Genomic DNA, 24,775 nt, shown 5'->3' with positions numbered 1-24,775 from the left:
CGTTATGACAATAACTCCTCAATAACAATGTGATGGTTGGTATAAATGTCGATTCCGGCGGCGATCTTCATGCTCTGTTCGACAACCTGGGACGGTGGCAGTTCGGTGTGAGCCAGGAGGGCGCGAGCCGCAGATAACGCGTAAGGTCCCCCTGATCCAATGGCCAAAATCCCGTCTTCCGGTTCGACCACATCACCTGTGCCGGTAATAATAAATGAATGCTCGCGGTCGGCCACCGCTAATAGCGCTTCTAGTCGTCGAAGGACCCGATCGGTTCGCCAATCCTTCGCCAGTTCAACGGCTGCTCGGGTCAGATTCCCTCGATACTCTTCCAGCTTGGCGTCGAATTTTTCAAATAAGGTAAACGCATCCGCGGTCGCCCCGGCAAAGCCGGAGAGCACCTTGTCTTGATGCATTTTCCGGAGTTTCTTGGCGTTACTTTTCATAATGGTGCTGCCGACGGTGACTTGCCCATCACAGCCCATGGCTACTATAGGCCCCTTGCGTACGCATAGAATCGTTGTGGATCGAATCTTCATGGTTTGAGAGGGTCTCCTTCTGGGGGTACGGAGTGAGAAGAGCCGGATCGGGGATGTGCCCGGTCATAAACGGCCATGAGTTGGTCAGTGGCCACATGGGTGTATTTTTGGGTTGTGGCGAGCGAGGCATGGCCCAAGAGTTCCTGGATGGCTCGCAGATCGGCTCCTTCATCGAGGAGGTGGGTGGCAAAGGAATGGCGCAGGGTGTGGGGAGTGACCGTCTTAGTGAAGCGGTGTTCGGTCTCTTGCTTCAGCATGCGTTCGACGCTTCTGGCGGTCAACCGTCCTCCTCGAGCATTGAGAAAAAGAGGGTGTGATCCCGAGTAGGGCACCGGTGGGGCCGATGTTCCGGATTGTATAATCTTTTTCTTATGGGGTGGATGACGTTGATATTCCAGGATGGCGTCAGCTGCCACGGTGCCGATAGGCACCATCCGCTCTTTTTTCCCTTTGCCCCGCAGTCGGATCGATCGGGTTTCTAGATCCACATCCGCCCAATTTATCCCGACTAGTTCTGATACCCGGGCCCCACTTGCATACAAAGTTTCTAGAATGGCGTGGTTTCTCAGCTCAATCCATTGCTGGGAAGCTGACGAATCTAACAGGGTATTGGCTTCGTCCTTGGTGAGGACGGTGGGAAGACGTGTCCCTTGTCGAGGCGAACGAACGTTGGAGGCTGGATTACGCGAAATCCGTCCGTCTTCAACTAAAAAACGAAAAAAGCTTTTGAGGCACGCCAGTTTTCTGGCAAGGGAGGTTTTTTTTAACCCTTGATCGCTGAGACTCTTGAGATAGGATCGAATATGGAGTGAGTCAATGGCGCCAGGTTCTGAAAGATCGCTCCCGGAAAGTGTGTGTCGAATGTGCGCCATGAATTGTTTGAGGTCGGACTGATAACTGCGGCGTGTTTCAGGCGAAACTCCCCGTTCCAATTGAAGGTACATTACGAAAGCTCGGATTGCGTCATCCATGCTTTGAAATGGGTAGTGGCCCGTTCTTGGATGAGTTGTCGTTTTTTCTGTTTGTCTCGCACCGGTGTATCAAGTGGCGGGTATAGCCCAAAGTTTGAGTTAATCGGTTGAAAGTATTTTGGCTCACACGTCGTAATGTAATGGAGCAATGCTCCATGGGCGGTAGAAGGCGGTGGGGTGACCGGAGCACGTCCTGATAGGATGCGAGCGGCATTGATTCCAGCTATCCCTCCACTGGCCGCAGCTTCCACATAGCCTTCTACCCCAACCAATTGTCCGGCAAAAAAGATACGTGGCTGTTTTTTTACCTGCAAAGTGCTTTGGAGGAGGATCGGTGCATTGATATACGTATTTCGGTGAATGCTTCCACAGCGTAAAAATTCAGCCTGCTCCAAGCCAGGAATCATTCTGAAGATTCGGCGTTGTTCCGGGTAGGTGAGTTTGGTTTGAAACCCTACCAGATTATAGCAGGAGCCATGAGCGTTTTCCGGACGTAATTGTAGCACAGCATAGGGCCGTTGGCCGGTTTTGGGATCAATTAATCCCACAGGCTTTAGGGGACCAAACAATAAGGTTTGGCGACCACGGTCGGCCATGACCTCAATCGGGAGACACCCTTCAAAATACGGCACGTTCTCGAAAGACTTTGGCTGGACCCGTTCAGCTTCGATCAATGCGTCATAGAAGGCGTTATAGGTTTCTTCGTCCATGGGACAATTCACGTAATCCGCCGTTCCCTTTTCATATCGTGATGCCATAAACGTCCGGTCTGTGTTGAGTGAGTCCGCATCCACGATTGGAGAGATGGCGTCGAAGAAAAACAGGTTTTTCGATTGGGTGAACTGGATGATTGCCTCAGACAATTTTGGTGAGGTCAATGGGCCGGTGGCAATTATGCACAGCGCATCATCGGGAATTCCATGGATTTCTTCTCGAAGAATCTTGATATTCGGGTGTTCGGCTAATGCCCGGGTCACCCTGCAGGCAAATTGGTCTCTATCCACCGCTAATGCCGTTCCTGCCGGGATCCGCACCTCGTCGGCAACTCGGATGATCAAGGAGTGCAATTGCCGCATTTCCTCTTTCAACATTCCAGGAGCGCTGAGAGGATCATTCGACCCCAAGGAGTTTGAGCAGACAATCTCGGCCAGATGTTCAGTCTTATGTGCGGCTGTTTCTTCTTTAGGCCGCATTTCATACAGGGTCACTCTGGCTCCAGCGTTGGCCGCCTGCCAGGCCGCTTCCGATCCGGCCAGGCCGCCTCCGATAATAACAAGGTCTGTTCTCATGATTGTGTGAGAGTGCTAGTGGTCAAAGGGGCTGAGAAAGTATTAAGGGATGAATTCTAAGAATTGCCGGAAAAAGGTGTCAACCTTCACACGAGTAACATCGACCCGTCAAGGCTTGAATGACACGTTGATGAATCTCTGGAGTACTTCCGACCAACCCATGAAGATTGCGAAAGTTATTGAGTCCATATTGGATGGGTTTACCGTGGATGTCGGTAAAACACCCGCCGGCTCCCCGCAAAATAGCTTCAGGCGCACAGGCATCCCATGCCTTGGTATACGGACTCGGTTCAATGTAGAGGTCCGCGTTTCCTTGGGCAATCTGGCCGATTTTCAGTCCCACGCTTCCCAGCTGTTGTTCCTTATGGATGTGCAATGATTGTTGAATGATAGAAAGAATTGGGGATCGATGGGATCGAGAGGTGACGAGTGAGAGCTTATTGGGGCTTTTGGATGGGAGGGCTGAGAGTTTTTGGCAAATCCCGTTGTGTTCCATCCAAGCCGTCTGATCTGTCAGGCCGACATAGAGGTGGTCACGGGTAGGCCAGTAGACAACGCCGAGTTTGGTGTGAGTATCTATGGTCAGTCCGATCATGATGGAAAACTCCCCGTTGCGTGCAATAAACTCTTTTGTTCCATCCAGGGGGTCTATGTACCAGACTCGGCCTGTCGTCAAAGATTTGGAGGGGAGGGTGCTTTCCTCCGCCACGATGGAATCCTGTGGGAAATGGGTGTGTAATTCATCTACGATAAGGGTATTGGCCTGTTGATCGGCCTTAGTGACGGGATCGTCAATACCCTTGTACATGATCGCAAAATCATTTTGATAGATGTTCATGATAACCTCCCCTGCCTTCCGAGCCAGGTGAGAGGCGATATCAATTTCATGAGAAAAGTCGGACATTGCTTCCTCGGGTAAAAGAAGGGGATTCAGGAAACCGATAGGGGAGTAGAGAGGAAGAAGAAGTTTTCTCCCACCAACTGCCTGTAAAATTTATGCTGCCTATTGCCATTGTTCTGTTGATATTAATCATGATTTTCATGGCGACGTATTTGCCAAAATTGCGTCGCGTTCTGGGGATGATCCTGGTGGTCATGTTTGGGGCTATCGGGTTCATTATTTGGCAGGATACTCAGGAACGGGAGTTGGAATTTCAGCGGATTCCTCCCAGCCAGGCCCAACTTTCTCACATGGATGTTCGACCCGGACTGAACTCCCGGTCGTTTGTGCTGACCGGGAGGCTTGAAAATACAGCTCAAATCTTTACCATAATTTCTGTGACTATCCAGGCTACGATTGAGGACTGCCATATGACAGAATGTGAAATCGTTGGGCAAGAAGCCGCAGAGATCTCTTTGGAAATTCCTCCGAACCAGGCGAGAGACTTTTCTCTCACCATGCCTTTTCCCACGATTCCAAAAATTATTGGAGAAGCAAGGTGGCGGTATGCCATTTTGAAAGTCAGAGCCAGATAGGCCATGTTTTCCGTTTTGCCTGCCGTGGTTTTTCTCTCTCCTCATAACTTTTGGGTCTTTTCTTTTTCAAACCAACGAACAGGTTGATAGCCACGAGGACTCTCACTTTAAAAAATTGGTTTTTCCGTCTGTTATCAACAATTGTCAAATTGACAATATTTATAGCGCCTTCCTATACTAACCTAGGTTATTTAGGAAAATTTTGATTTATAGGGCAAAAGACTCATAGTATATTCTCAAAAAGTCCAATATTTTGGACAGGTGGGTCTTTTTCGATCTTGAGATTTCCTTATTGCCTTCTTACAGTAGGCAGGTGAAGCGGATAGTATTTGTCCAATTTTTTTTAATGGAGACATGAGGGTACGATGACAACTTCTTATAGGGTAATGCCAGGCCCCGAACATTTTTTGCCACCGTCTGCGGCCTCAATGGGGATCAGGCTTCCCGATCCAGGACAAGGACATATTCATGGTAGCATAGTTTCCGAAGAGGAAGCGTTGGAGGAGGCTGCCAGGCAGTTTCTTGCGGCAAAAGTGCCCACGATCTTTCCGGGCCCATTGGTTCTGTGGGCATGGAATGACAAGGCCGCCAAGAAAGCCAAAGCTATCCGTCATTTGTATGAAACCATCAAAGAATGTGTGGATTCCTCTTGTCAACATGCTATGTTGATTCCCATGCCGGACTATAGACCGAAATATCCTAAAATTAATCCTGAAATCGAAATAAATCCAAACCACCCTAATTTGACTATCTGGCATAATAAAATTGATGCCTGCATGTTTGTGGGCGTTCATTGTCATCAGGCCAATCTTTCTCTCAAGATCATTCGTGGTGGTACGAACTGCTACACGATTGCCATGTGTGCTCAAGCTGGTCATGAAGATGCGATGTTATCCGTTCGTGATGCGACAGCCGATAAGATAATCAGATTGGCGGATTGGGTGAAGAAATTGAAGGGAACGGTCGCCCCTCCAGCGAAACATTAAGTGTAATTGTTCGGGATTTTTATCATACATGAAAGAGATAAATGACTGGTTCTGATAAACTTTCATCTATGATTTTCCATATTTATATTATCGTTTAAGAAAATCGGAAGTCTTTCACCCTGAAGCAGACAAAGGAGGTCAAAATCATGGCCGCTCAAGCTTCTTTCATAGGACAAAAAAACAAAAAAGAACAGGTGTATACCGATCCTTGGCACATGATGAATGAGGCGCCAAGAACACCGTCTTTCTTTACTGGAAGTGAAGTCATAAAAGAGGCTGTACGGCGAGCCTCCTGTGACATAATGGTCGCGTATCCCATTACCCCTCAAAGTGAAGCTGCCGCCTTGTGTGGAGAACTCTTTGCTGAAGGATATATTGGTGATTACTTCCGAGGGGAAAGCGAATTTGCCGTCATGTCTCAATGCGCGGGAGCCGCTTTTGGTGGCGCCAGAGTGTTTACCACCACGGCGGGACCAGGCACCATGCGGGCTATGGAAAATTTCCCCATGTGGGCCGGAGCGCGGCTGCCTATTCAGATGATTGTGACCTGCCGTGGCATCAACTCTCCTCTCTCCATTCAGCCGGATACTTTAGAAATTTCCTACTTAATGCAAACGGGTATGCTGGTGTGGCATGCGGAAACAGCTCAAGATTTTTATGACTGGATTCTCAAGGGCTACATGGTATCGGAAGAGCCTGATGTTCATTTGCCATTGGCCTTATGCTGCGATGGTTTTTTTGTGACCCATACAAAAGATATGGTTGATCTAACTCCCGTCGACATGTGTTTGCCTCCCTACGATCCCTATCGATCGCCGGTTCCGTGTATGGATATGGAATGTCCTCCTGTTCGAATGATGCGGGATCCTTTTGTAATGAAAAGTAACTATATTAGTTATGCCACTCATGCAAGCTGGCAGCAGGAGGTATGGGCCGCTGTTGAACGGTCGAGGAAGCACACCATCCGTTGGATGGATGGACTGATTGACACCGAAAATACCGATGCAGATGTTATTGTGGTGGCCTCGGGAACCGCAGTTTCGCAAAGCCGTGAAGCGATTGCGATGTTGGAAGAGGAAGGAATTAGGGTTGGTTTAGTGAAGGTTAAAACCTTGCGGCCATGGCCTGGAGATGAGATCAGGGAGGCCACTAAGCATGCCAAGCACATTATTGTTCCTGAATTTAATGTCATTGGATGGTTAGCCCGTGAAGTGAGCGCAACGATTCCGAATAATGAACGGATTCATGCGGGCCCACATGTGTGTGGTGGAATGACGATGCCGCCTGAAATCATCGCCGCGGAAATCAAAACTGTGTTAGGGGTCAAGGCACCTACGTTGGCTGGGCGTGGGGGTTGATGGACAATCGGAAAGCACTTTGTGAAAATATGGGTCTCAAGCAGATCACGATTATAAGGAGAAACTCATGAGTAAAGAACGAATAAAAATCGCAGAGGAGTTGTTTGACATCATGCCCGCTGAATACCAGGATCTGGTCAAACGGGCAACGTATGGGAATGAACAACGAGGATGGAAGGATATCGGTAACGCAAAGGAACTTATTGAAGAGCATTCTCTTTGCGCCGGATGTCCAGAGTCCATGGCATTCCGCTATATCCTCGCGTCATTACCCAGTCCTGAGGATACCGTCATGGTGGGCTCAACAGGATGTACCAGTTTGGTATTTCCACATGTGGCGGTCCACAATATCCATTCATTGTTCGGCAATCAGAATGCCATTGCGTCCGGGTTAAAACGGGCGTTGACGGTTCGGTTCCCTGACCGCCATAAAGACGTCGTGGTGTTAGCAGGAGACGGAGCTACCGTGGATATTGGTCTGGACATGACCTTGCAGGCCTGGTTCCGTCAGGAAAAATTTACCACCATTTGTTTCGATAACGAGCTATATGCCAATACAGGTGGTCAAGAGAGTGGGCTTATGCAAAAGGGTTTTGTTGCCAAGATGGCCCCGGTAGGCAAAACCTTTGAAAAAGTTCGCCTTCCAGAAATTGCCCGGGAGTCCGGCTGCCATTATGTGGTGAATTGCACGGTCAGCAAACCAAATCTCATTGAAAAAGTGATTAAAAATGCTGTGCATATTGCGAGAGAAATTGGACCGACTTACCTCCAATTATATACCCCATGTATCCTGGAAATTGGAAAAAACAGCATGGAAGGCTTACAGGAAATGCGTGATTCTGAAAAGCCAACGGAACGGTTTGCTTATAAAGAGTATGTAAGCGAACCGGCTAAGGAATTATTGGCCGAATTGGCAGCGAAAGAAAAAGAACGAAAAGCTGCAGCCAAAAAGCAACTTGCCGGCCAAACAGCATAAACGGAGAGACATGTGAGAGGAGCTAATCCATGATTATACGTCGAATCAATATCCGAATGTCAGGTCTGGGAGGGCAAGGTGCCGTGACTGCGGCACATGTCATGGCTATGGCTGCATCCAAAGATGGGAAGTTTGCCATTTCGAATCCATTTTTTGGGGCCGAAAAGCGTATGGCTCCGGCCGAAAGTTATTGCCGAATCGGACTCAGAAAAATTTACGACAGGGGCGAGCTGGTGTTTCCAGATGTGATCCAAGTGTTTCATCCTCAGGTTATTACGATGGGGAAGAGTTATACGATGCCATTTTATTCCGGGATTAAAGAGGGTGGGCTTGTGATCATCAATACTGACATGCCTCTCTTGTCCGATGAAGACGTGAAACGACTCAAAGACCTGAATGTATCGGTCTTTAATATTCCAGGGACGAATATTGCCTTAGAAATCGCCGGGACTGAATTGGCAACGAACATGACCATGATTGGTTCCGTGGCCGGGATCACAAAGTGTGTTTCCATGAATGGATTGGACCTGGCTTTACAGGAGCGCTTCGGGAAAAAATTCGTGGCCTCTGGTGGTACGGCAACCCTGGACGAAGCCATTAAGAAGAAGTTTGCCAAAAAAGAAATGTTGTTAAAGAAGAACCTCGATACGGTAGCCCGATCCTATGAAATAGCAGCAGAATGGGCTGAGAAAAACAACGTGGAATTGATGGTCGGAGAAGCCACGGCCGCATAAATACCGAGAACCTCAGCGAAGGAAAGAGATAGATAGATGTATAATGTTGCTCAAGTGACAGATGAGAAATGTGTGGCGAAAAAAGGCTGTCGGCTCTGCATTATGTATTGTCCGGAGGCCAACTGTCTGGATCTCAATTCAGACAAAATGATTGCCGAAGTGCATATTGAGCGGTGCAAGGGGTGTGAGCTCTGTAAAGTCGTATGTGACGCCGCTAAACACGAAGCGATTGAAATGGTCGCCGTGAATTCAGATGGGACCTTAATGGATAAGGCTGGAGAAGCTGCGGAATTGGGTCAAGCCTATCAGGGATAATTCTAAAAGACGAAAAGCCCTACGATCTCCGTCTTGTGATTGGTCGTAGGGCTTTTTTATTTGTTAGACGAACCGTCATCCATTAATGGATGCACAGGATGTAGGGGTAAGATTAAATGAGTACCGATTTAAATCAACATGTGCAGACGTTGACGGAACAGATGGAAAATTTTCATCATGCGTTAGAAACCAAAGCACGAGAGATTGAAATCAGTGGGGGAGATCAGGAAATTGTCGGTAAACTTATCAAAGGTACCGATGCAATGAAAGACAGCGCTAATATTTATTTATCCTGGGCACGCCACTATGTGAAGTTATCCGAAGGGGGGGCGTCGGAGGCAGATGAGGGTGAAGAGGATTCTGCCGATTTTCAGTTCTAAGGCATAAAAAGTCTTTAAAAGGGTTCATCGGTTCTTGAAGAAATCCGGCAGTCACGCTATGATCATCCTTCACAAGAAAAGTATTCGCACTTAAAAAATATTCGTTCCTCGGTAGCTCAGTTGGTAGAGCGTTCGGCTGTTAACCGAATGGTCGCAGGTTCGAGTCCTGCCCGAGGAGCCAATTTCAATGGGCTCCATGTTAATGCCGCCGGTTGATTATCCAGTCTGACCGGATCTAAACATGTAGCTTTGCACTTCCTTCCCCATACTACCAATTTTTTGCTGGCCAGTTTTTATTCGGAATCCGATCTGGTGTAGTGGACAGCATGTCATCCTTATCCTGGCCTTTCCCGCCTATACAAGCTTGGCTGTCAATCGATTATGGGAGTGTTGAATAATTAAGATTTTCAAGGACAAATTTGCCCAGGATTAGATTGCTCATCAAAGGCTCCGGTTCGGTTCAAAAAAGCATGCCCTGAGTCTTCCCGAAGGGTCCGTCCAGCAAGGCCGCAACCGTTTTTACGCGCGGAGCGTACGCGTCTTACGTGAGCACGGAAAAATCGCGAGAACGCCGCTGGCGGCTTTTTTCAACAGTCCCATTATATGAGTCTGTGAATCAGTGAAAATTCCATTGGTCGACATGATTCGGTTTCCAGAATTGACCAAAAGAGATTGTACAAATCAAACAGAATGGTATTTTTAAGAGGGCAATAACTAACTAGATGTTTGCAGCGGCAAGAAGATCAGAGAGTCCATGTCGATCCAGCATACCTTTGATTTTTGGTGAAATCCCAACAAAGCGCACCTGAATACCCTTTGCTTTGAGATCTAAACAGGTCATAGCAATTTGGCCTAATCCAGAATTACTAATCAATGCCACAGGATTGAGATCCAGCGCCAACTTCGTATAGCCACCCGATAGGATCTGTTGGATTCTAATCTCGAATTCTTTTTGAGCTTCCCTATCAAACTTCCGTGGAAGAGTGAGTCGCCAAAAGCCCTTTGGGAATGGCATTTCGCCCTGCATAACCATCCTTCTCTAACAAGACATATGGGTTTGCAATCTAGTGGCGTTTAGAAAGACCGGTAAAGAATCGAATCCTGTACCTCTTTAGAATGAACAAAGGGGATGACACGGACGATTGAGATTTCTCTTCAGGGCTATTTCCTTAGATCATTCTAATATCTGCGCGTATAAGTAACTCCCGCCAAGCTCTTTGTTGAAAAATTCAGCTTCACCGTATGTTTCAGTGGATCTGTAGTGCCGAACACAGGCGATGTACCAGGGTCAAATGCCAAGTCATTTCTATTCTTAAAAGGCGACGGATATACATCCAAAAAATTTCGATGCCAAAAGCCAGTTTTACAGAATATGGGAATTGCTCGTGCCGGTTAGCATGGTCTTGAACAACGACTTGCGCAGTTGCAATGTGTTTAATGCCTCAGAATTCAAGCACTGTCGAATTAACCACAGCAAACTTTTTGCAGATACCCACAATCAAGTTCATGACATCGAAAACAGTTGGGCCCAAGCCAAACGCCATCTTCAGATTTCATGAAACTAATGGCTAAAAACTGAGAAATGAAACAAGTCCGAAATAATAGGAATCTTAAAGCCTTCCTTGATCGTTGGCTTAGCCATTTTCTGAGGACAAGAGACCTTTTACGGTGTTCCAGTGACTGCCTCGTAGGCGCGGCCATTCGGACTTGAGCCATGGTGTAAAGACGCCCGGCTTTTCAACGAGTTCTTGGTCGAGTGATTGTGGGCAGATCATTCGCCATGCCCCTACCTCGAACTCATTTACCTTCGGCTCTCCGGCTAAGAGACCGGCGTACACATAGCAAAGTTCGTGCTCTGAACCACGTCCATCGTAGCGTGCACGATATTCGAACTTGAAGAGAAAGTGCAGGCACGAATCGACGCCCAATTCTTCCCGAACACGTTTTTCGGCCGCGTCGCGGGTATTCTCATGCGGTCGCGGATGGCTACAGCAGCTGTTTGACCAGAAATCTCCCCAAAGTCGCTTGTGGTGGCTGCGTTTTTGTAAAAGAAGCTTTCCAGTTTGGTCAAACAGGAACACGGAGAAGGCACGGTGGAGTTGGCCGGCGCCATCATGACAGGCCTCTTTCTCCTGAAAGCCGATGACTTCATCGTTTTTATCGACAAGTATTAACATGTCTGATTGGGAAAATGTCATTTGTCTTGGTCCAGTTTCCTTGACGTTCATGTGGTATCCGTCATTTCCCATTTCTAAATGAGTTTGGTGTCGAATCTCCTCCTGAGCTGAGACAATTGCAAGGCATTCTACAACGATACAGAGAGATTTACACCGAGTGCTCTATAAAAGAATGTAGCCTCAGTCAATGCGAACCAATTCCATATACTGGTGGTGTGCAAAATGTTGCTGTGTCCCTTAAAAAATCAGACCGATACTGAACGATCCGATATACCAGTCTTTCGTTTTGTACTTACCATTGATGGTGGGGCTAATTTCGTTCCCATTGATTGTGCGGGTCTCCCAGAGCGCCCATTGAAACGCAAGATCCAAAACAATGGCTTCCAGGTAGCCTGAGTGAGGGTTAGAATCCCCGCAACTGATGAATCCCAGGAAGTGTGATCCCCGTTTGCATCTCAATCCGAGTCCGGTCGCAAAGATGTTCCAATTGGAATCAGGAATAGCAGGGGTGAACGTGCTTGCCGGGACCGCTGCATTAGAGCGTTGATAGCCTCCCCGGAGGGCAATTTCCCAATTGGGGAGTGAAGTGAGTTTGAGCCATTTGTATTCGGTGCCGGCGCTGAATGTGTAGGTGTTTTCCCAATTCGTGGGTTGCGAAATATTTGGCGCGTTGGAAAGACGTATGTCCAAACTCTGATATTGGCTCCATCCGACATAATCCACGTCGACTTCGACTTTCCAGGCGCGGGCGGCGTCCCGAATCGGCCATACGGCGAGCCCGGCGCTCAGAATCCATGGGAGTGGAAGCGTCGTCACGGCATCGTCAACCTTTTTACCGTTCACGAGAAAGTCCCCTTTCAGATGGAGCGTTGCCTGATGTCTGTAAACCAATCCGAAATTCACGAGAGGTTCCCCCGCGCTATTTCGCCAGGGGGTCAAGAGTGCACTCACATTGAATCCGACGGCCGTGTCGGTTCCATTGATTTCGGTCGATTGGGTTTTCAGTTCAGCCTGACCTTCACCAATGAACTTCGCAAATGTATAAATATCCATCCCGGCTCCGAGAGAGACCATCTCATGAATCTTATAGGCCAGGGTAGGTTTGATATCCAGGAGAGGGACGGTGGCTTCAGTTACGACGTTCGAGAACGGAGCGTCATCGGGCCATTTGGACCCGAGCCCGAATGGGGAGTTCAATCCGATTCCTACTGTGAGAGGCCCAAGGGCCGTGAAGCCCAAGTCCTTAAGGTTTGCGGTCAAATAAAATTGGCTTGGGGGCGGCATCGCCACAGGTTGCCGGAGGTTTCCATCGACCTGTTGGCCCGTTGGACTGGTATATTCGAATTTCCCGGTAATGAAATTTGCGCCAAATTGGACCTGGACGCCTCTCAACTGGGTAAGGCCTGCGGGGTTGTAATATAAAGCCGACGCATCATCAGCCTGGGCGATAAAGGCCTCTCCTTGACCAGCCGCTGCGGCGCCCTGATATGGAAGTCGCCATCCCTCACCATACGCGATCCCCTGGGTGGCCAAAAAAAAGAGGGCGCTTGCCAAAAATCCGGCGTAGGAGACCATTCTCTTAGGGTTTAATGAAAGGTCGTTCACCTGGGCTCCTTTCTTTTGCGGTTCCTCGGCCTCAAGGATCGTTTCTCCAGGGCCAAGGGCAATTAGGAGGTTCGGTCAATCATGTAATGGAGACTTTGCTGAATGAAGGCTTTGTCCTCGCTTTCCGGCGCATCGTAATACGCGTCAACAAAGGCCTGTTCGGCCGCGTCACGGAGTCCGCGTGCACTGGATCGTGCGTATTCAATGCTGCCATGTGTGTTCATCAACTCTCTTACCCAATCAATTTGATCGGCATATTTGCCATTGCGGGACCTGGCTAGAAAGGATTTCAATTTCGCGGTCTCCTCAGGAGAGCCGTTCTCAAACAAGTGGGAAAGCATGAGCGTCCGCTTGCCTTCGTACAGATCCCCGGCGATTTCTTTACCGTATTTCTTCCGACTCCCTATCAGATTCAACACATCGTCCTGTATCTGGAAGGCCGAGCCAAGGTACTGGCCAAACGCGTTGAACCGGTCAAGATTCTTGTCTTCAGGACGGGCAATGAGTGCGCCAATTCGGCAGGGATGGATAAAACTGTACCAGCAGGTTTTCTTCAAGGTCATGCGGAGATAGTCTTCATCTGAAATATCGCATCGATTGTCTCGTATCCAACCCAGCTCAATCGCTTGTCCTTCAAACGACTCCATTAGCATGGTGTAGAATTCTTCAAAAATCTGCCATGACAGCTTGGGGCCAAGCCTAGAGTAATTTTTCCTCAGGATACCCATGCCGAGCGCTTGCATCGCGTCCCCGGTATTGACGGCGATTGGAATCCCATATTGCGTATGCAGGGTTCGATGCGTGCGTCGAAACTCACTCCCGTCTTCGATGTCGTCGTGAACGAGAAAGGCGTTATGGAGCATTTCAATTGCGGCTGCGGATTCAAGGGCATCCTCAATGCGGCCACCAAAGGCTCGACAGGTGGCTAGACAGAGAGCAGGGCGAAGCCCTTTTCCGGAACGTTCCAGATATTCCCGCACCGGGACGTAGAGGTAACGACGTGGCTCTTTGTCGGGGAGCGATCGTTGCAGAGCCTCGATCGTCTGGCGGCGGTAGTCGCCCAACCGTTCAAGAAATGTGTTGTAGTCTTGAGAATCCATCGCTCGATAATCCTATCGGGGTTTCCTACTGTTTTTGTATGATTCGCAGTCGGCCAGATTGCCGTGGCTTCCTTTCACCTTCCCACCCCTTCATTTCTTCGTCCTGTACTCCTGAGCTTGGACGTACTTCTGTTAACCCACCATCAGAGGGAATCATTCCTCTGATATCCTCGACGATCGAGTGTACAGGTTTTGTCACCTCCAGCAGGTTTTCTATCGGGGACGTCTGGTTGTCGTTCACAAGCCCTGTCAAGTTGTTGGCGACTTCAAAATTTTCAGAAAAACGCTGGAACGAACGACTGTTAATGCTGGATAGTGTGCCTGTCTTTTCAAATACCTCGAGTATCGGTTTCGCGATACTGATGAGGGCTAATGGGTCTTCCCATGGCAGGTTCTGTTCCCACCGTGCCCGGTCATATTCACGCCAGGGTAAGAGAATCTCAGGCTCATGAAGTGCCCATACGCGACAGCGGGTTGCCCCTGACCCACTGCGGTCCAGTATGCCATTGACCGCTCTTCGGGCGGCCTCATTGGCCGCCTCCATCGTGGCCAGGTCGGTATGAGTTCGCACATAGTCGGCCGCAAGGAACAAATTTGGAATGGCCGTCACGGCATCGGGCCTCAGACGCCAGGTATCTTTAAGATTCACCAGAAGTGGCTCGACGTTTTCCTCTAACTTTCTTTCCTCAGGGTCATGGCGGATATCCGGATCCAAAAACCAATGGTCCAAGTCTTCATCCCGCAGGACCATCCTTCCATGCATATCGTTGAGGCTGCGCTTGAGTTGCTCCCAGGTCTCCATGGCAATTTCCTCACGGGTGCAGTCGCTGGCTTTTTTCCCATAGAGCACGCCTTCGGTTTCCCAGTCGGAGATATCGACCGAGAGAATATCCCGTGTATCCCCGTCGCTGAATTTGGCCAGATCAAAATCAGGCCAGAACTGTCCCTGGGAAATTGAGGTGAGAGCCCAGGGTGTGTCAACAAAAATGACATGGCCGTGGGCAATGGGCAACGGGTGCGTGATGTAAAACTGGATGCCGTTCATCCAGGCGACATTTTTCGCCAACTCAGATAGATGGCTCAGCCGTGGGTCGGCTTCTTGAAGCTTCAGGTTGATCAAGGGTGCGATTCGTTCAACAGGCAGTGCCGCTACAAAATAATCGCCCGCCACGGTTGTTGTTGTCCCACCCTTTTCCACCGTAATACTCTGCACGTGTCCGTGGGAATAACTGATGGACTGAACCGTACAATCCAGGTGATATTTCACACCGCGACGTTCTAAATAGTTCAACCATGGCCGAATCCATACCGCGTTCGTTGGTCCGTTGAGTAAACGGTCGCTGGTTGGGATGGTCGGGTCAATAATGTCAAAGACAAGTTGAAGAAAGATGTTCCCGATTGTGCGTGTATTGGCAAGGTGAGCTTGAGAGGCGACGAGAGAGCGGGTGATTCCGTGCCCGAAGAATTTTTTATAGTCTTCTGAACCTTGCGAAGCTTTAATAAAATCCCACCACCCGATTTTTTCATATTCATCCAGCCGGCGTTCGTGGGAGGAGGTCGCGATCTGCCAGACCCGCCCTCCAAAGAGCTGCATCTCATGGAGCGATACGCCAATTTCATCAGATAGCACCTTGAGGACAGCATCAAAAGAGGACTTAAGATCCTGGGGAGTCTGTGGGAATCGGGAGGGAAGGACCATTTCGTCTGCCCCTTCCCTGGCCAGTAACAGCTGAGTGGTTTTGACCAGATTGTCAGAAACTTTGCCCTGTCCGTAAGGAATCCGGTCCATGGTATCCACGATGTGTTTGTAAAAACCTGGGAAAAACCGAAAGCCGTGCTCGCCCGGAAGCCAGGGAGCCTTGTCGTGGGGCCCTAACTCATGCCCTTTCATCCGCCGCCATTTCGCAATGGCCGGCCCCTGGGTGCCCTGGCTCCCACGGTCATCAATGGATTCAAGCACGGGAATGCTGCGAGCCTTTCCCCCGGGGATCTCTTGTCGTTCAAAGACTTCGACATCAAACCCTCGCTCAGCCAGCTCATGTGCCGCACTCATACCGCCGATACCTCCACCGAGAATAATGACTTTTTTGGACATTTCACCGATTCCTGGTAACTAGTTGAAATACATTTCCGACAAGTCCTGACCTAAAAGTATCTTCACGGGTCTAAGATATGTTTGACTCATGAATCCACTTTTCTCTCTCAATTCTGGTTTCACCTGCTGTGGTTATTCACAAAAAATCTAACGTCGCAATCAACTGCCATGCAGCAGCTTGCCCTTATTCCGAATGGAAAAGGTCTACTTCCAACTTTCTGTGACTTTGTTGGGAGCCATTTTGTTTAGGGTCCTTACAATTTGGGGAATCAGTGAATTTCCCCAGGGCATATTCCACCGGTCGTACGGTGCAAATTTTCTCCTATATAAATATTGATATCGAACTCACAGTCTGGATCGAAGGCCACCTGTGGGGGATTGAATTCTAATTGTTTAGTTTCATCTCCGCTTTTCAACCCCTCCAAATCCTCTACTACTTCGTGCCCATATTGTCTGTAGTCTACCTTTACTTTGATTTTAGGAACGCTAGGCATATCTCCGCCATGGTTTCTAATTTTAACGGCTAGCTTACCCTTATCACACTGGCAGTAGCGGAAAGGGCCCTCTTTCTTTGTATCAGGCACGGGTTTCAAAATGGGTTTCTGTGTCGATTGGGTTGGGTCAGGCATTTCGATGCCTCCCTTGCTTGCAGGCGCTCTTTTGGAAGGTGTTTTCTTCTTTTGGACGGGCGTTTTCTTTACTTTTGTCATATCTCTTAATACCTTTCTTGAGAAAAATTGCAATTCTATTCTGGCCCAAAAGCCAAAAGGGCTCCTGGTTGCTTAATGCGAAGGGTAAAACGCTGGGACACGCGGTAGACGTGACGTGGCTCCATTGTGACCTGGACAGGTTTAACCGAGATATCACTGGCCAATACCAAATCAACAGGATCAGCAGCCGTGGACATTAAAACTCCATACAGAGGTCGTATCGTGCTGGAACGTAATAACGGACCGTTGAGAATTGGCTTGATTCGATCGGCAGGCATCACAAGCGAATCAGTTGGCGTATGGGCCAATTCAAAGAGATCGTTACTTAGAACTAGGGCGAATGGTGCTAGATATCCTCCTTCTTCTAGTGTTGATATCCCCCGCGTAATGTCCCTCACGAACGCGTCTGGAGAATACGCAAGCGTGCCATTCTGATCACGCAAACTATCAAACGGCTGCTGTCCAGACCCTTGACGGGTTGCAGCGTCTATGAGTCCCCTCCATATCGCTCCGCCCGAAACTTGGAAAACATTAGGTAGGTTTGGGAATTGCGCATTATTAAAAGGGTTCACTGAGTTCTGACCTTGAAAAATCAAACCGTCCTCGATCCGTCCAATAATATTCGCGGCGCGCCGAAACATGCTGAGCGCGCTGGAAAGGTCCGGTTGGGCAATTTGCGAGTTTCTGATTTGAACATTCACGGAAATGGTTGTAAGGGGTCGCGTTGTCCGGTCGTCAACTGCCAGGCGGTTAGGGGGGCCACCTGGTAGGGGATTAGGCTGGTTGTCAAAAAAATCCTGTGTTGGGACTGAATCAGTTTCTGATGGCCAAGGCCCATTGCGTGGCAAAAATGATGCGGCCACGCGTACCTTGCTTGCTTCATCACGAACTGTCTGCTGTACGAGGCTCCATTGGTCCTCAGTCCATTGACCTGGGAAAATTTCCTGTTCCATAGCTTCTTCACCTCTCCTGAATAATGAATAAGGACACAAATAAAAGTAAGACGATGGTTCAAGTTGGCCTATTAAAGTTATTCGGAAAATCTGAAGTCGTATCCATGGTTTGGTTTCGAAACTTGCCCTTCAAGTTCTAAAACAATCCGTACAGGTCATATTCATAAATTGGTTCTTTCATGATGACCCGACCGATTCCGATGCATTGTAATCGGTTGACCCATAGGTAGTTAGGGTGCGAGGTAATCATCCAAGGGGTTGTCCTTGTGGGTGGTGTGGGTGGCCACTTATTCTTCAAAAAATTTTCGTATCCCTTCTCACCTAATTCGAAGTAGCCTGGGTAGTGTATAAAGATCAACGCTCCATCGCTTGTCTCCAGCGTGGCACGTACATCCATGATCCCGACCCCGTCCCGCCGAATGGTCATCCAGTCACCGCCCTCGTGATTAATCTTTCCATTAAGTTTTGGTCCGATAAATTCACCGCTGCTAATGTACCAATTGACCTTAATTCCTTCCGGAGTTTCTCCGATGATCTCAGGAGGGCCACCGCCAAGATGAATCGTAAAATGGGAAAGATATTCGATGCTGAACGGCAAATGACCTTCAGCCGGATTTGGTTGGGATGCTTCGACGGGGGTAGGGGTTGAAGCGAAGGCACTTTGGACTTCAAATTGACGGGTCAGAACCGTCATCGCGCAGGGGTTCGGAACCCGCCGTCCGCTGTTTTCGCCGATAATGGTATACTCGACCTTCGATCCGGGAGAGAGTCTCGGAAAGACAGCTTTGAAGTACTGTTGCCCGGCACCATTTTCAATTCGCAACAGGGTTGCGCGGACGGTGCGCTCGAATCCTCCCTCGACACGATACAGTAGACTGACCGTATTGCTTGGATTTGCCGGAGAGACAGCTGCAATGACACTGAGGTTGTCGCCTGATTCCACCACTCCTTCGGGCGCCGGCGTGTCCTCTGAGCCATACCACAGTGTGAGCCCCTCATTGTTGTAACGCATTACCGTTTCCCTTCTCGACTTAGATCTGTTGGCTCGAACGGCTCACACTCCTTTTTGGCTTAGTCCGCCTACACTGTAACGGCCAGGCGTTATGGCGACTTTCTCAACTCCTCAATCAATGTGTACGCTTGCCGGAGATCCTCCGTGGCAAATCCCTCGGTAAAAGAGTTATAGAGATTCTCGAGAATCTGGAGAGCCTTCTGCTGTTTTCCCTGCTTTTGCCACAGTCGGCCTAAACCAACTGCCGCTCGGATCTCCAGCATGCGGGCTTTTTGCTTACGTGTAAGATCCAATGCATCTTGGAAAGAATCTTCGGCATCTTTAAACAATTTTGCTGCGTTCTTTGGGTTCTCCTCAATTTCGGCACTTTGTTTAAAAATCTCTGCCTTGAGACGATAGAGTTCAGGTTCCATAAAATGTTGATTTCGATCGGGATGGGTAGCCTCGCAGATTCCTTCGTCCAGCGCCGCGAGCGCCTCTTCGATTCGGCCGACGTGCCACAGAACCTCTCCAAGCATCGTCATAACGTCAGGCAGGATAATCCGATTGCCGGTGAGTCGAAATTTTTCAAGCCCTCTTTCGATCTCGTTAAGGCCTTCCTCAAGGCGGCCCTTCATGGCTATCGCCCAACCGTGGTACATCAGGGCGATGATATCCCAGAGTTGAAACACCTCCTTTTTGGCAAGCTCCAGCACTTTGTCTGAAGCTTTCTCTACCCAATCGAAGTCCCGGGCCGGATGGTATGCAAAGCAGCCGATACCGTAAGCAAAGGCAATGCTGGGTGGATGTTCGAGTTTCTCTGCGAGATCTATAGCTTCTTGGACATGCTTCAGCCCTGAATCGGGCAGACCAAGCATCCACTTGCTGCTACCACAGAACTCGTGCAAGGCCACTGTAGAAGACAACTGAAACAGGCCGATGATCGATCTTTCCTGCTCAATGTTAAATAGGGCTATTCCCATCTCCGCATGCTTCCGTGACTCAGTAAATTCCCCACGATAGTGGTGAGAGTATCCGATCGCATGATGCGCCCCTACTTTCAGGATGGGGAGTTCAGTTGCATAAGCCATCTGGCACACCTCTTCCCCGGTTTTTAAGGAAACATTTAACTGCCCCCGCATGAAGTAGTTGAAGCACAAGCCCCATGTCGCGGCATAGAGACTCTGGCCGTCTCCTAATTTTTGGCTTAGCGCTTGCGCACGTTTGGAGCATTGTTCGACTTCCACCGCGCCCCATCCTTTTGTAATCATGTAGGCCGGGCTGAGGCCAACCTGCATCGCTAACTCCTTCTGGTCGCGCTCGGGGTCTTCGGGCAATGTTTTGAGTAGTGTTAGGCCCTTTGTCAAGTGCGAAATGGCTTCCGGGTTTGCAGACCGTTTGAGCGCCCGTTGCCCCGCTTTCTGCCAGTAGGGAATAGCCCGTTGAGGGTGCGCCGTTTGGGTGTAGTGATAGCCTATAAGCTCCGGTTCGGATTCGACTGTGGATGGAAACCGACGTTCCAGCACCTCGGCGATGTGAAGATGGAGCTTTCGCCGGGTTCCTTTCAATAATGATTCGTATGCGGCTTCCTGGATCAATGCGTGCTTGAACGTGTATTTGGCCTGGGTGAGCAGACCCTGCCGATACACGAGTTCGGCTTCCTCCAGTCGTGTCAGCGCATTCTGCAACGTGGTCTCCTCGAGCGGGGACACTGCGTGAAGGAGCTCATAGCTGAATTCCCGCCCCAGGGTCGCGCCCAACTGTGCGACCGGTTTCGCCGTCGAGAGTCTGTCCAGCCGGGCCATTAACGAGTCTTGAAGGGTGGCAGGGATCGCCATTAAAGGCAGTGATCCTACGAGCTCATAGTCGTTGTTCCGCTGGCGGAGCAGCCCTGACTCCAATAAGGATTTGGTGAGTTCTTCCACGAACAGCGGCACGCCGTCGGTCCGGTTGATGACCAGCTCGGTAATCTCCTGAGGCAATGTTTTGCCGCCTGTCACTCCTTTGACCACTGCCCCAATATCCATTCCGCTCAATCGCTTCAAGGAGATATTTCCCACGTTTGCTTGTTCTGACCATGGCGGTTCAAAACCAGGGCGAGAGGTGAGCAGGACCAGAACGCGTGTTGTGGCGGCTTGGTTCACCACCATGGTCAGCCAATCGAGCGTCGTGGGGTCGACCCAGTGCAGGTCTTCGACGATGAAGAGCACCGGCCGGCCGTGTGACGTCTCCAATAACAAATCCCGCAAAACCTCGAGAGTTCTCTGCCGTTGAGTTTCCGGGGTCAACTTGAGGGGAACATAGCTCTCGTCCAGTGATACGGACAGTAGATTGGCAAGAAGAGCCACGGCTTCCGCTTTGGAAGGGTAATTGTTGAGAGCATTGAGGAGACCCTCCAGTTTGCGGAGTTTGGTGTCGGCTGAATCCTCCTGTCCGAGATGGAGCCACTGTCCCAATAGATTGATAACCGGATAGAGGGCGGTGTGTTGGTAGAAGGGTGAGCACCGTAACTCCTGAATGGTGGGATTATCGTGCTTGAGATGCTCTTTAAACTCCTCCACCAATCGTGTTTTTCCGATTCCGGCCTCTCCCTGCAACATGACAACCTGGCCGATGCCCTCCTTGACGTGCCCCCACCTTTCGCGAAGACATTCAACCTCGTCCTCACGTCCTACCAAAGGTGCCAGCCTTCTACCCGCAGCCTCTAAACGACTTTGCACACCACTTTTCCCCAGCACGCGCCAGAGTTTTATGGGTTGGGAAATCCCTTTCATGGTATGTTCACCAAGGGCGTGGACGTTGAAGAAACCCTTGACCAGGTTAAGCGTGGCCTCGCTAATCACAATCGTGTTGGAGTCAGTCAGGTTTTGGATGCGGGAAGCCACGTTGAGGGTTTCCCCAAGCGCCACCGTTTGTAGCCACCCGGATCTTCCCATCTCTCCCACCACGACCAGACCGGTGTGGATCCCAACCCGCAAGTTCAGCTCAACATCGCAAAGCCGCTGCAAGCGGGTATTCAATTTTGGGAGCTCATCCAAAATTCCGAGAGCGGCGAGGATTCCCCGTTGGGCATCATCCTCGTGAGCGATAGGATGCCCGAAGTAGACTAGAATCCCATCGCCCTGGAATTGCATGATTGTGCCTTCGAAGCGCTGGATGACGTGGTCACAGGTCTCCTGGTAGGCCTCTATGACTTCGCGCAGGTCTTCGGGGTCAAGACGTTCAGACAGAGCCGTTGACCCCACCAGATCACAGAACATTACGGTGAGTTGGCGCCGTTCAGCCTGAGTAGAATGCCGAACTTTGTGGGTGACCTGATCTTCTCGTGAAGTATTCGCTCCGTTTCCCTGTCCTGTATTTGGGCTAGGCGTTGCCTCATTCCCGCCGGTCCACACCAGTACTTCCCCACCCTCATCAACCGCAACGCGTTGACCTTTGATGAGTTCGGCCTTCAGGTCCTCGAGAAATTCATCATCGAGACTGAATTGTCTCTTGAGGGCCCCATAGGTTATGCGCTTGCGGCTCTCAAGCAATCGCATTGTCGCGTCCAGGATCTCTTCGAACGTCATGCCTAACCCTTCTGAACAGAATGCTGAGGAAGATCGCCTGCGGCATTTTGCGCCGCGCAGCCTCCCCATGCATTGACACTAACTCTCCGGAGGCTTGGTTTCACCCCGCTCTAACGATTGGTCATACCGCTGTCGCTACCGTCCAGTTCCATTTCCCTTTTTCCCGCGCTCTGGTTCATGCACGTGTGGAGAAAATTCCGGTTCACAGCCATCCTGTCCAAAGCCGAATCTTCCTTAGAAACCAACAGAAAGGCGGATCACGGCTTGGAGCCCGGTGACGTCTTCCGTCTGTAGCAACCCGCCATAGCTTCCTTGGGAAGTGCCGCTGGGAACGTGAATCTCAATGCGCCCGTCTATGGATTCCCCTGGAGGGATTCGTGCCGGATTTGGAAACACGGTTATGTATGTCTCTGGAATTCTCTGTCCGGACATGCCTACAAGATTGGTCGTATAGAGGGTATGCTCGGCTGTTGCTGTGGGGTCGTCATTGAACAGGGTGAAGTCTATGTGACCGGTTTGCCCTGGACTGACGGGTAAGGGAATCTTGAGCAGGACTATTGGTTGGAAATGATCCTCAGGCTGGAGCCCTTCAATCCTGGTGAGTCGGGATGACATGTGGGTCAAGGACTCTGGCCGATGTTTCGGCAGATCCATGAAGGTTTTAACCAACGTCCCCGGTTGTTGGTGCAGAGGCTCCACCGTGGATTCGAAATCCTGCAAGCCAGGGAAGGCATCCATTGGCAGGGCCTCCGTTTCCAGACTTGTGCGGGATTTGAGTTCGTCTTGGAGGACGGCGTGAGCTTTTCGAATTAAATCCGACTGAGGTTTCGTGGAATTGCCTCGTGCAATCTCCGGCCCGCGGGGTTGATTTGAAACTGGCCCTGCTGGAATGACGGCACTATCTACCCTTGTATGCCTAGAGCCTGCAGTCGTTGATGGTCTGTCCTGGGGATGTACCATAACGATAAATGAGAACGTTATAAATAAAGCTAATCAATACCGGTATGTGCTGAAACATCCAATCTACTCATGGTTATTGGCCTGGTTACATGGAATACAAATAGGAAGCCAGGGAGAATAGTTGTTTTCGTTCATTCCTCTATCAATACCTTTTTGGCATTCAGCTCACTCATACCAAAAAACCGGAGTTATCAACTTCGATATGATTGGATGATCAAAAAATTCATCCGAATTTTTTTTAGGCTAGCTAAAGAATGCAAATATATCAATAGCGATGAATCTGGAAGGGGAAATATATAGTTATACGAAACGCAATCCGACGTGTTGGAAGAAACAGGTTCTTGGCGGCGCAGGTGAAGCAGGAAGCCTTGGGGATGACATCACTGGCTACTTGGGGAAGGCGGGTGCAGTCCCAAAGTTCTCCTTCCGCAATTCAGCATCAGGTGTTTGGCCTTACGGACGAGTCCAGGTTCCCGACCCTTCTGACAAGAAGAACATTACCGTGCATGACATGTTGGGACGTGTGTCGCGATTATTCGACTCTTCGAGGAGGTTTTTGTGGCGGGTGCTTTATCATCAGCCAAAAGAGACATGAGAAGGAATGTGTTGAAAACATGAGAAAGATATGGCCATACCGACGATGGTTTCAGCGATGATCACCAGTATGATCGGTCAGGCGTGTTTCCATGGGGAGGCTAAGTGGATTGTGGTTGCCATACACCAGGGTGTTGTCTTTATTGAATGATTTTTGCATGATGGCTCCATTTGAAAAATTAAAACGGGCTGATGTCAGAATTAGCGTACATTTTTTTTCGAAGTAGAGCTAATCTCTGCTTAATCCAAGGGATAAATGACTCACCAGAAAATTTCCTGTCATGGTGATGTGCAAACAAGCCATTAAAAATGTCCCACTTTTTTCCGAATTAGCGGATCAGGAACTCAATCTGTTGGCCGCTTCGGGGAGTCGCAAAAATTTTCCCGGCAAAAATGTGATATTTCAAGAAGGCGATTCAGGCGACGTGTTGTTCATTATTTTGTCAGGCAAAGTTAAGGTGCTGTTAACCGGGAAAAACGGGCAGGAATATATCCTCTCGCGCTTAGGGCCAGGGAACTTTTTCGGTGAGATGGCCATTCTGGAATCGGCTCCACGATCCGCATCAGTGATCACAGTGGAGCCGAGTGAATTTTTCTTATTGGGGCGAAAGGCATTGACGGAACTGTTAAAGCATCATCCGGACATTGCCATGAAAATTCTCAAGAATCTTTCCCAGCGATTGCGAAAAGTCAGCGAACAGGTTCGCAGTCTTGTCATGTTTGATATGTATGGGCGTGTGGGCCGATGCCTGCTAAATTTAGCAGAGCTCCAGGATGGAGTGGAGACGCGTGGACAATTATTGATATCCAATCGCCCCTCCTTCCAGGAATTAGCCAACATGGTAGGATGCTCCAGGGAAACCTTGAGTCGGACCCTTAAGGCTCTTAAAGAAAACGGAAGTCTGAGGGTTACCAGGAACACGATATATATCAATAGATTATGGGAATAAAACCCTACAGACTTGCCCTGGTGATATTGATGATTTTAAGAAAATTT

At 49.5% G+C, this 24,775-nt stretch carries 22 protein-coding genes and 1 tRNA gene; 9 read left to right on the top strand and 14 right to left on the bottom strand.

The window, feature by feature from the left end:
• Positions 1 to 2: 2 nt before the first annotated feature.
• The 4 genes from hslV to H6750_07765 all read right to left on the bottom strand — a co-directional run bounded on the left by hslV (position 3) and on the right by H6750_07765 (position 3,703).
• On the bottom strand, positions 3 to 539 hold the full coding sequence (gene hslV / locus H6750_07780; GenBank protein ID MCB9774212.1) for an ATP-dependent protease subunit HslV: 537 nt from the start codon (positions 537 to 539) through the stop codon (positions 3 to 5).
• The gene (locus H6750_07775) at positions 536 to 1,510 is read right to left on the bottom strand and encodes a tyrosine recombinase XerC (GenBank protein MCB9774211.1); all 975 of its coding nucleotides are present in this window, start codon (positions 1,508 to 1,510) and stop codon (positions 536 to 538) included. The genes hslV and H6750_07775 overlap by 4 nt, the downstream gene beginning before the upstream one ends.
• A complete protein-coding gene (trmFO, locus tag H6750_07770; GenBank protein ID MCB9774210.1) occupies positions 1,483 to 2,799 on the bottom strand; it encodes a methylenetetrahydrofolate--tRNA-(uracil(54)-C(5))-methyltransferase (FADH(2)-oxidizing) TrmFO in 1,317 nt (438 codons plus the stop codon). The genes H6750_07775 and trmFO overlap by 28 nt, the downstream gene beginning before the upstream one ends.
• Before the next feature lie 79 nt (positions 2,800 to 2,878).
• Complete coding sequence (locus H6750_07765; protein MCB9774209.1) at positions 2,879 to 3,703, bottom strand: 3'(2'),5'-bisphosphate nucleotidase CysQ; 825 nt, start codon at positions 3,701 to 3,703, stop codon at positions 2,879 to 2,881.
• 137 nt (positions 3,704 to 3,840) lie between these two features.
• On the opposite strand from H6750_07765, the gene H6750_07760 reads away from it, so the two are divergent.
• The 8 genes from H6750_07760 to H6750_07725 all read left to right on the top strand — a co-directional run bounded on the left by H6750_07760 (position 3,841) and on the right by H6750_07725 (position 9,205).
• Positions 3,841 to 4,275: a hypothetical protein gene (locus H6750_07760; protein MCB9774208.1), complete on the top strand. Its 435-nt coding sequence runs from the start codon at positions 3,841 to 3,843 to the stop codon at positions 4,273 to 4,275.
• A 428-nt stretch (positions 4,276 to 4,703) separates the two neighbouring features.
• Entirely contained in the window at positions 4,704 to 5,261 is a 558-nt protein-coding gene (locus tag H6750_07755) for a carbon monoxide dehydrogenase (GenBank protein ID MCB9774207.1), read from the top strand.
• Between the two features lie 146 nt (positions 5,262 to 5,407).
• Positions 5,408 to 6,619, top strand: a complete 1,212-nt coding sequence (locus H6750_07750; GenBank protein MCB9774206.1) for a ferredoxin oxidoreductase — start codon at positions 5,408 to 5,410, stop codon at positions 6,617 to 6,619.
• Positions 6,620 to 6,686: 67 nt separating this feature from the next.
• Positions 6,687 to 7,595 (top strand): ferredoxin oxidoreductase, encoded by a 909-nt coding sequence (locus H6750_07745; protein MCB9774205.1) that lies wholly within the window; start codon positions 6,687 to 6,689, stop codon positions 7,593 to 7,595.
• Positions 7,596 to 7,624: 29 nt separating this feature from the next.
• Positions 7,625 to 8,329, top strand: coding sequence for a 2-oxoacid:acceptor oxidoreductase family protein (locus H6750_07740; protein MCB9774204.1), 705 nt, complete (start codon positions 7,625 to 7,627; stop codon positions 8,327 to 8,329).
• Positions 8,330 to 8,365: 36 nt separating this feature from the next.
• Complete coding sequence (locus H6750_07735) at positions 8,366 to 8,644, top strand: pyruvate ferredoxin oxidoreductase (GenBank protein ID MCB9774203.1); 279 nt, start codon at positions 8,366 to 8,368, stop codon at positions 8,642 to 8,644.
• Positions 8,645 to 8,760: 116 nt separating this feature from the next.
• Positions 8,761 to 9,024 (top strand): hypothetical protein, encoded by a 264-nt coding sequence (locus H6750_07730; protein ID MCB9774202.1) that lies wholly within the window; start codon positions 8,761 to 8,763, stop codon positions 9,022 to 9,024.
• A gap of 105 nt (positions 9,025 to 9,129) precedes the next feature.
• Positions 9,130 to 9,205: transfer RNA gene (locus tag H6750_07725), tRNA-Asn, on the top strand.
• Between the two features lie 537 nt (positions 9,206 to 9,742).
• Here the strand turns inward: H6750_07725 and H6750_07720 are convergent.
• The 10 genes from H6750_07720 to H6750_07675 form a co-directional block, all read right to left on the bottom strand.
• Positions 9,743 to 10,051: an STAS domain-containing protein gene (locus tag H6750_07720; protein ID MCB9774201.1), complete on the bottom strand. Its 309-nt coding sequence runs from the start codon at positions 10,049 to 10,051 to the stop codon at positions 9,743 to 9,745.
• A 607-nt stretch (positions 10,052 to 10,658) separates the two neighbouring features.
• Positions 10,659 to 11,222: an isopentenyl-diphosphate Delta-isomerase gene (gene idi / locus H6750_07715; protein ID MCB9774200.1), complete on the bottom strand. Its 564-nt coding sequence runs from the start codon at positions 11,220 to 11,222 to the stop codon at positions 10,659 to 10,661.
• Positions 11,223 to 11,438: 216 nt separating this feature from the next.
• Positions 11,439 to 12,806, bottom strand: coding sequence for an outer membrane protein transport protein (locus tag H6750_07710; protein ID MCB9774199.1), 1,368 nt, complete (start codon positions 12,804 to 12,806; stop codon positions 11,439 to 11,441).
• Between the two features lie 62 nt (positions 12,807 to 12,868).
• On the bottom strand, positions 12,869 to 13,906 hold the full coding sequence (locus tag H6750_07705) for a polyprenyl synthetase family protein (GenBank protein MCB9774198.1): 1,038 nt from the start codon (positions 13,904 to 13,906) through the stop codon (positions 12,869 to 12,871).
• 25 nt (positions 13,907 to 13,931) lie between these two features.
• Positions 13,932 to 16,001, bottom strand: a complete 2,070-nt coding sequence (locus H6750_07700; protein ID MCB9774197.1) for an FAD-dependent oxidoreductase — start codon at positions 15,999 to 16,001, stop codon at positions 13,932 to 13,934.
• Positions 16,002 to 16,270: 269 nt separating this feature from the next.
• A complete protein-coding gene (locus H6750_07695; GenBank protein ID MCB9774196.1) occupies positions 16,271 to 16,711 on the bottom strand; it encodes a hypothetical protein in 441 nt (146 codons plus the stop codon).
• A 35-nt stretch (positions 16,712 to 16,746) separates the two neighbouring features.
• Entirely contained in the window at positions 16,747 to 17,664 is a 918-nt protein-coding gene (locus tag H6750_07690; GenBank protein ID MCB9774195.1) for an encapsulin, read from the bottom strand.
• Between the two features lie 136 nt (positions 17,665 to 17,800).
• Positions 17,801 to 18,676, bottom strand: a complete 876-nt coding sequence (locus H6750_07685) for a DUF3237 domain-containing protein (protein ID MCB9774194.1) — start codon at positions 18,674 to 18,676, stop codon at positions 17,801 to 17,803.
• Positions 18,677 to 18,765: 89 nt separating this feature from the next.
• A complete protein-coding gene (locus H6750_07680) occupies positions 18,766 to 22,224 on the bottom strand; it encodes an AAA family ATPase (GenBank protein MCB9774193.1) in 3,459 nt (1,152 codons plus the stop codon).
• Positions 22,225 to 22,458: 234 nt separating this feature from the next.
• Positions 22,459 to 22,962 carry a hypothetical protein gene (locus H6750_07675; protein ID MCB9774192.1) on the bottom strand — a complete coding sequence of 168 codons (504 nt, stop codon included), beginning with the start codon at positions 22,960 to 22,962 and terminating at the stop codon, positions 22,459 to 22,461.
• 1,097 nt (positions 22,963 to 24,059) lie between these two features.
• Between H6750_07675 and H6750_07670 the strand changes: the two genes are divergently transcribed.
• Entirely contained in the window at positions 24,060 to 24,728 is a 669-nt protein-coding gene (locus H6750_07670; protein MCB9774191.1) for a Crp/Fnr family transcriptional regulator, read from the top strand.
• Positions 24,729 to 24,775: the final 47 nt, after the last annotated feature.

The organism is Nitrospiraceae bacterium (assembly GCA_020632595.1).
Classification (GTDB): Bacteria; Nitrospirota; Nitrospiria; order Nitrospirales; family UBA8639; genus Nitrospira_E.
Note: the sequence above shows the minus strand (reverse complement) of the source record. Positions and strands in the feature narration are given on the sequence as shown.

Bases quoted from the DNA above. Each gene is read 5' to 3' on its own strand.
- H6750_07675 (MCB9774192.1), bottom strand. From the start codon at position 22,962: ATGGATGCCTTCCCTGGCTTGCAGGATTTCGAATCCACGGTGGAGCCT.
- trmFO (MCB9774210.1), bottom strand. From the start codon at position 2,799: ATGAGAACAGACCTTGTTATTATCGGAGGCGGCCTGGCCGGATCGGAA.
- H6750_07740 (MCB9774204.1), top strand. From the start codon at position 7,625: ATGATTATACGTCGAATCAATATCCGAATGTCAGGTCTGGGAGGGCAA.
- H6750_07720 (MCB9774201.1), bottom strand. From the start codon at position 10,051: ATGCAGGGCGAAATGCCATTCCCAAAGGGCTTTTGGCGACTCACTCTT.
- H6750_07670 (MCB9774191.1), top strand. From the start codon at position 24,060: ATGGTGATGTGCAAACAAGCCATTAAAAATGTCCCACTTTTTTCCGAA.
- H6750_07680 (MCB9774193.1), bottom strand. From the start codon at position 22,224: ATGACGTTCGAAGAGATCCTGGACGCGACAATGCGATTGCTTGAGAGC.
- hslV (MCB9774212.1), bottom strand. From the start codon at position 539: ATGAAGATTCGATCCACAACGATTCTATGCGTACGCAAGGGGCCTATA.
- H6750_07690 (MCB9774195.1), bottom strand. From the start codon at position 17,664: ATGGAACAGGAAATTTTCCCAGGTCAATGGACTGAGGACCAATGGAGC.
- H6750_07760 (MCB9774208.1), top strand. From the start codon at position 3,841: ATGGCGACGTATTTGCCAAAATTGCGTCGCGTTCTGGGGATGATCCTG.
- H6750_07775 (MCB9774211.1), bottom strand. From the start codon at position 1,510: ATGGATGACGCAATCCGAGCTTTCGTAATGTACCTTCAATTGGAACGG.
- H6750_07700 (MCB9774197.1), bottom strand. From the start codon at position 16,001: ATGTCCAAAAAAGTCATTATTCTCGGTGGAGGTATCGGCGGTATGAGT.
- H6750_07685 (MCB9774194.1), bottom strand. From the start codon at position 18,676: ATGCGTTACAACAATGAGGGGCTCACACTGTGGTATGGCTCAGAGGAC.
- H6750_07695 (MCB9774196.1), bottom strand. From the start codon at position 16,711: ATGACAAAAGTAAAGAAAACGCCCGTCCAAAAGAAGAAAACACCTTCC.
- H6750_07755 (MCB9774207.1), top strand. From the start codon at position 4,704: ATGGGGATCAGGCTTCCCGATCCAGGACAAGGACATATTCATGGTAGC.
- H6750_07705 (MCB9774198.1), bottom strand. From the start codon at position 13,906: ATGGATTCTCAAGACTACAACACATTTCTTGAACGGTTGGGCGACTAC.
- H6750_07735 (MCB9774203.1), top strand. From the start codon at position 8,366: ATGTATAATGTTGCTCAAGTGACAGATGAGAAATGTGTGGCGAAAAAA.
- H6750_07750 (MCB9774206.1), top strand. From the start codon at position 5,408: ATGGCCGCTCAAGCTTCTTTCATAGGACAAAAAAACAAAAAAGAACAG.
- H6750_07730 (MCB9774202.1), top strand. From the start codon at position 8,761: ATGAGTACCGATTTAAATCAACATGTGCAGACGTTGACGGAACAGATG.
- H6750_07765 (MCB9774209.1), bottom strand. From the start codon at position 3,703: ATGTCCGACTTTTCTCATGAAATTGATATCGCCTCTCACCTGGCTCGG.
- idi (MCB9774200.1), bottom strand. From the start codon at position 11,222: ATGACATTTTCCCAATCAGACATGTTAATACTTGTCGATAAAAACGAT.
- H6750_07745 (MCB9774205.1), top strand. From the start codon at position 6,687: ATGAGTAAAGAACGAATAAAAATCGCAGAGGAGTTGTTTGACATCATG.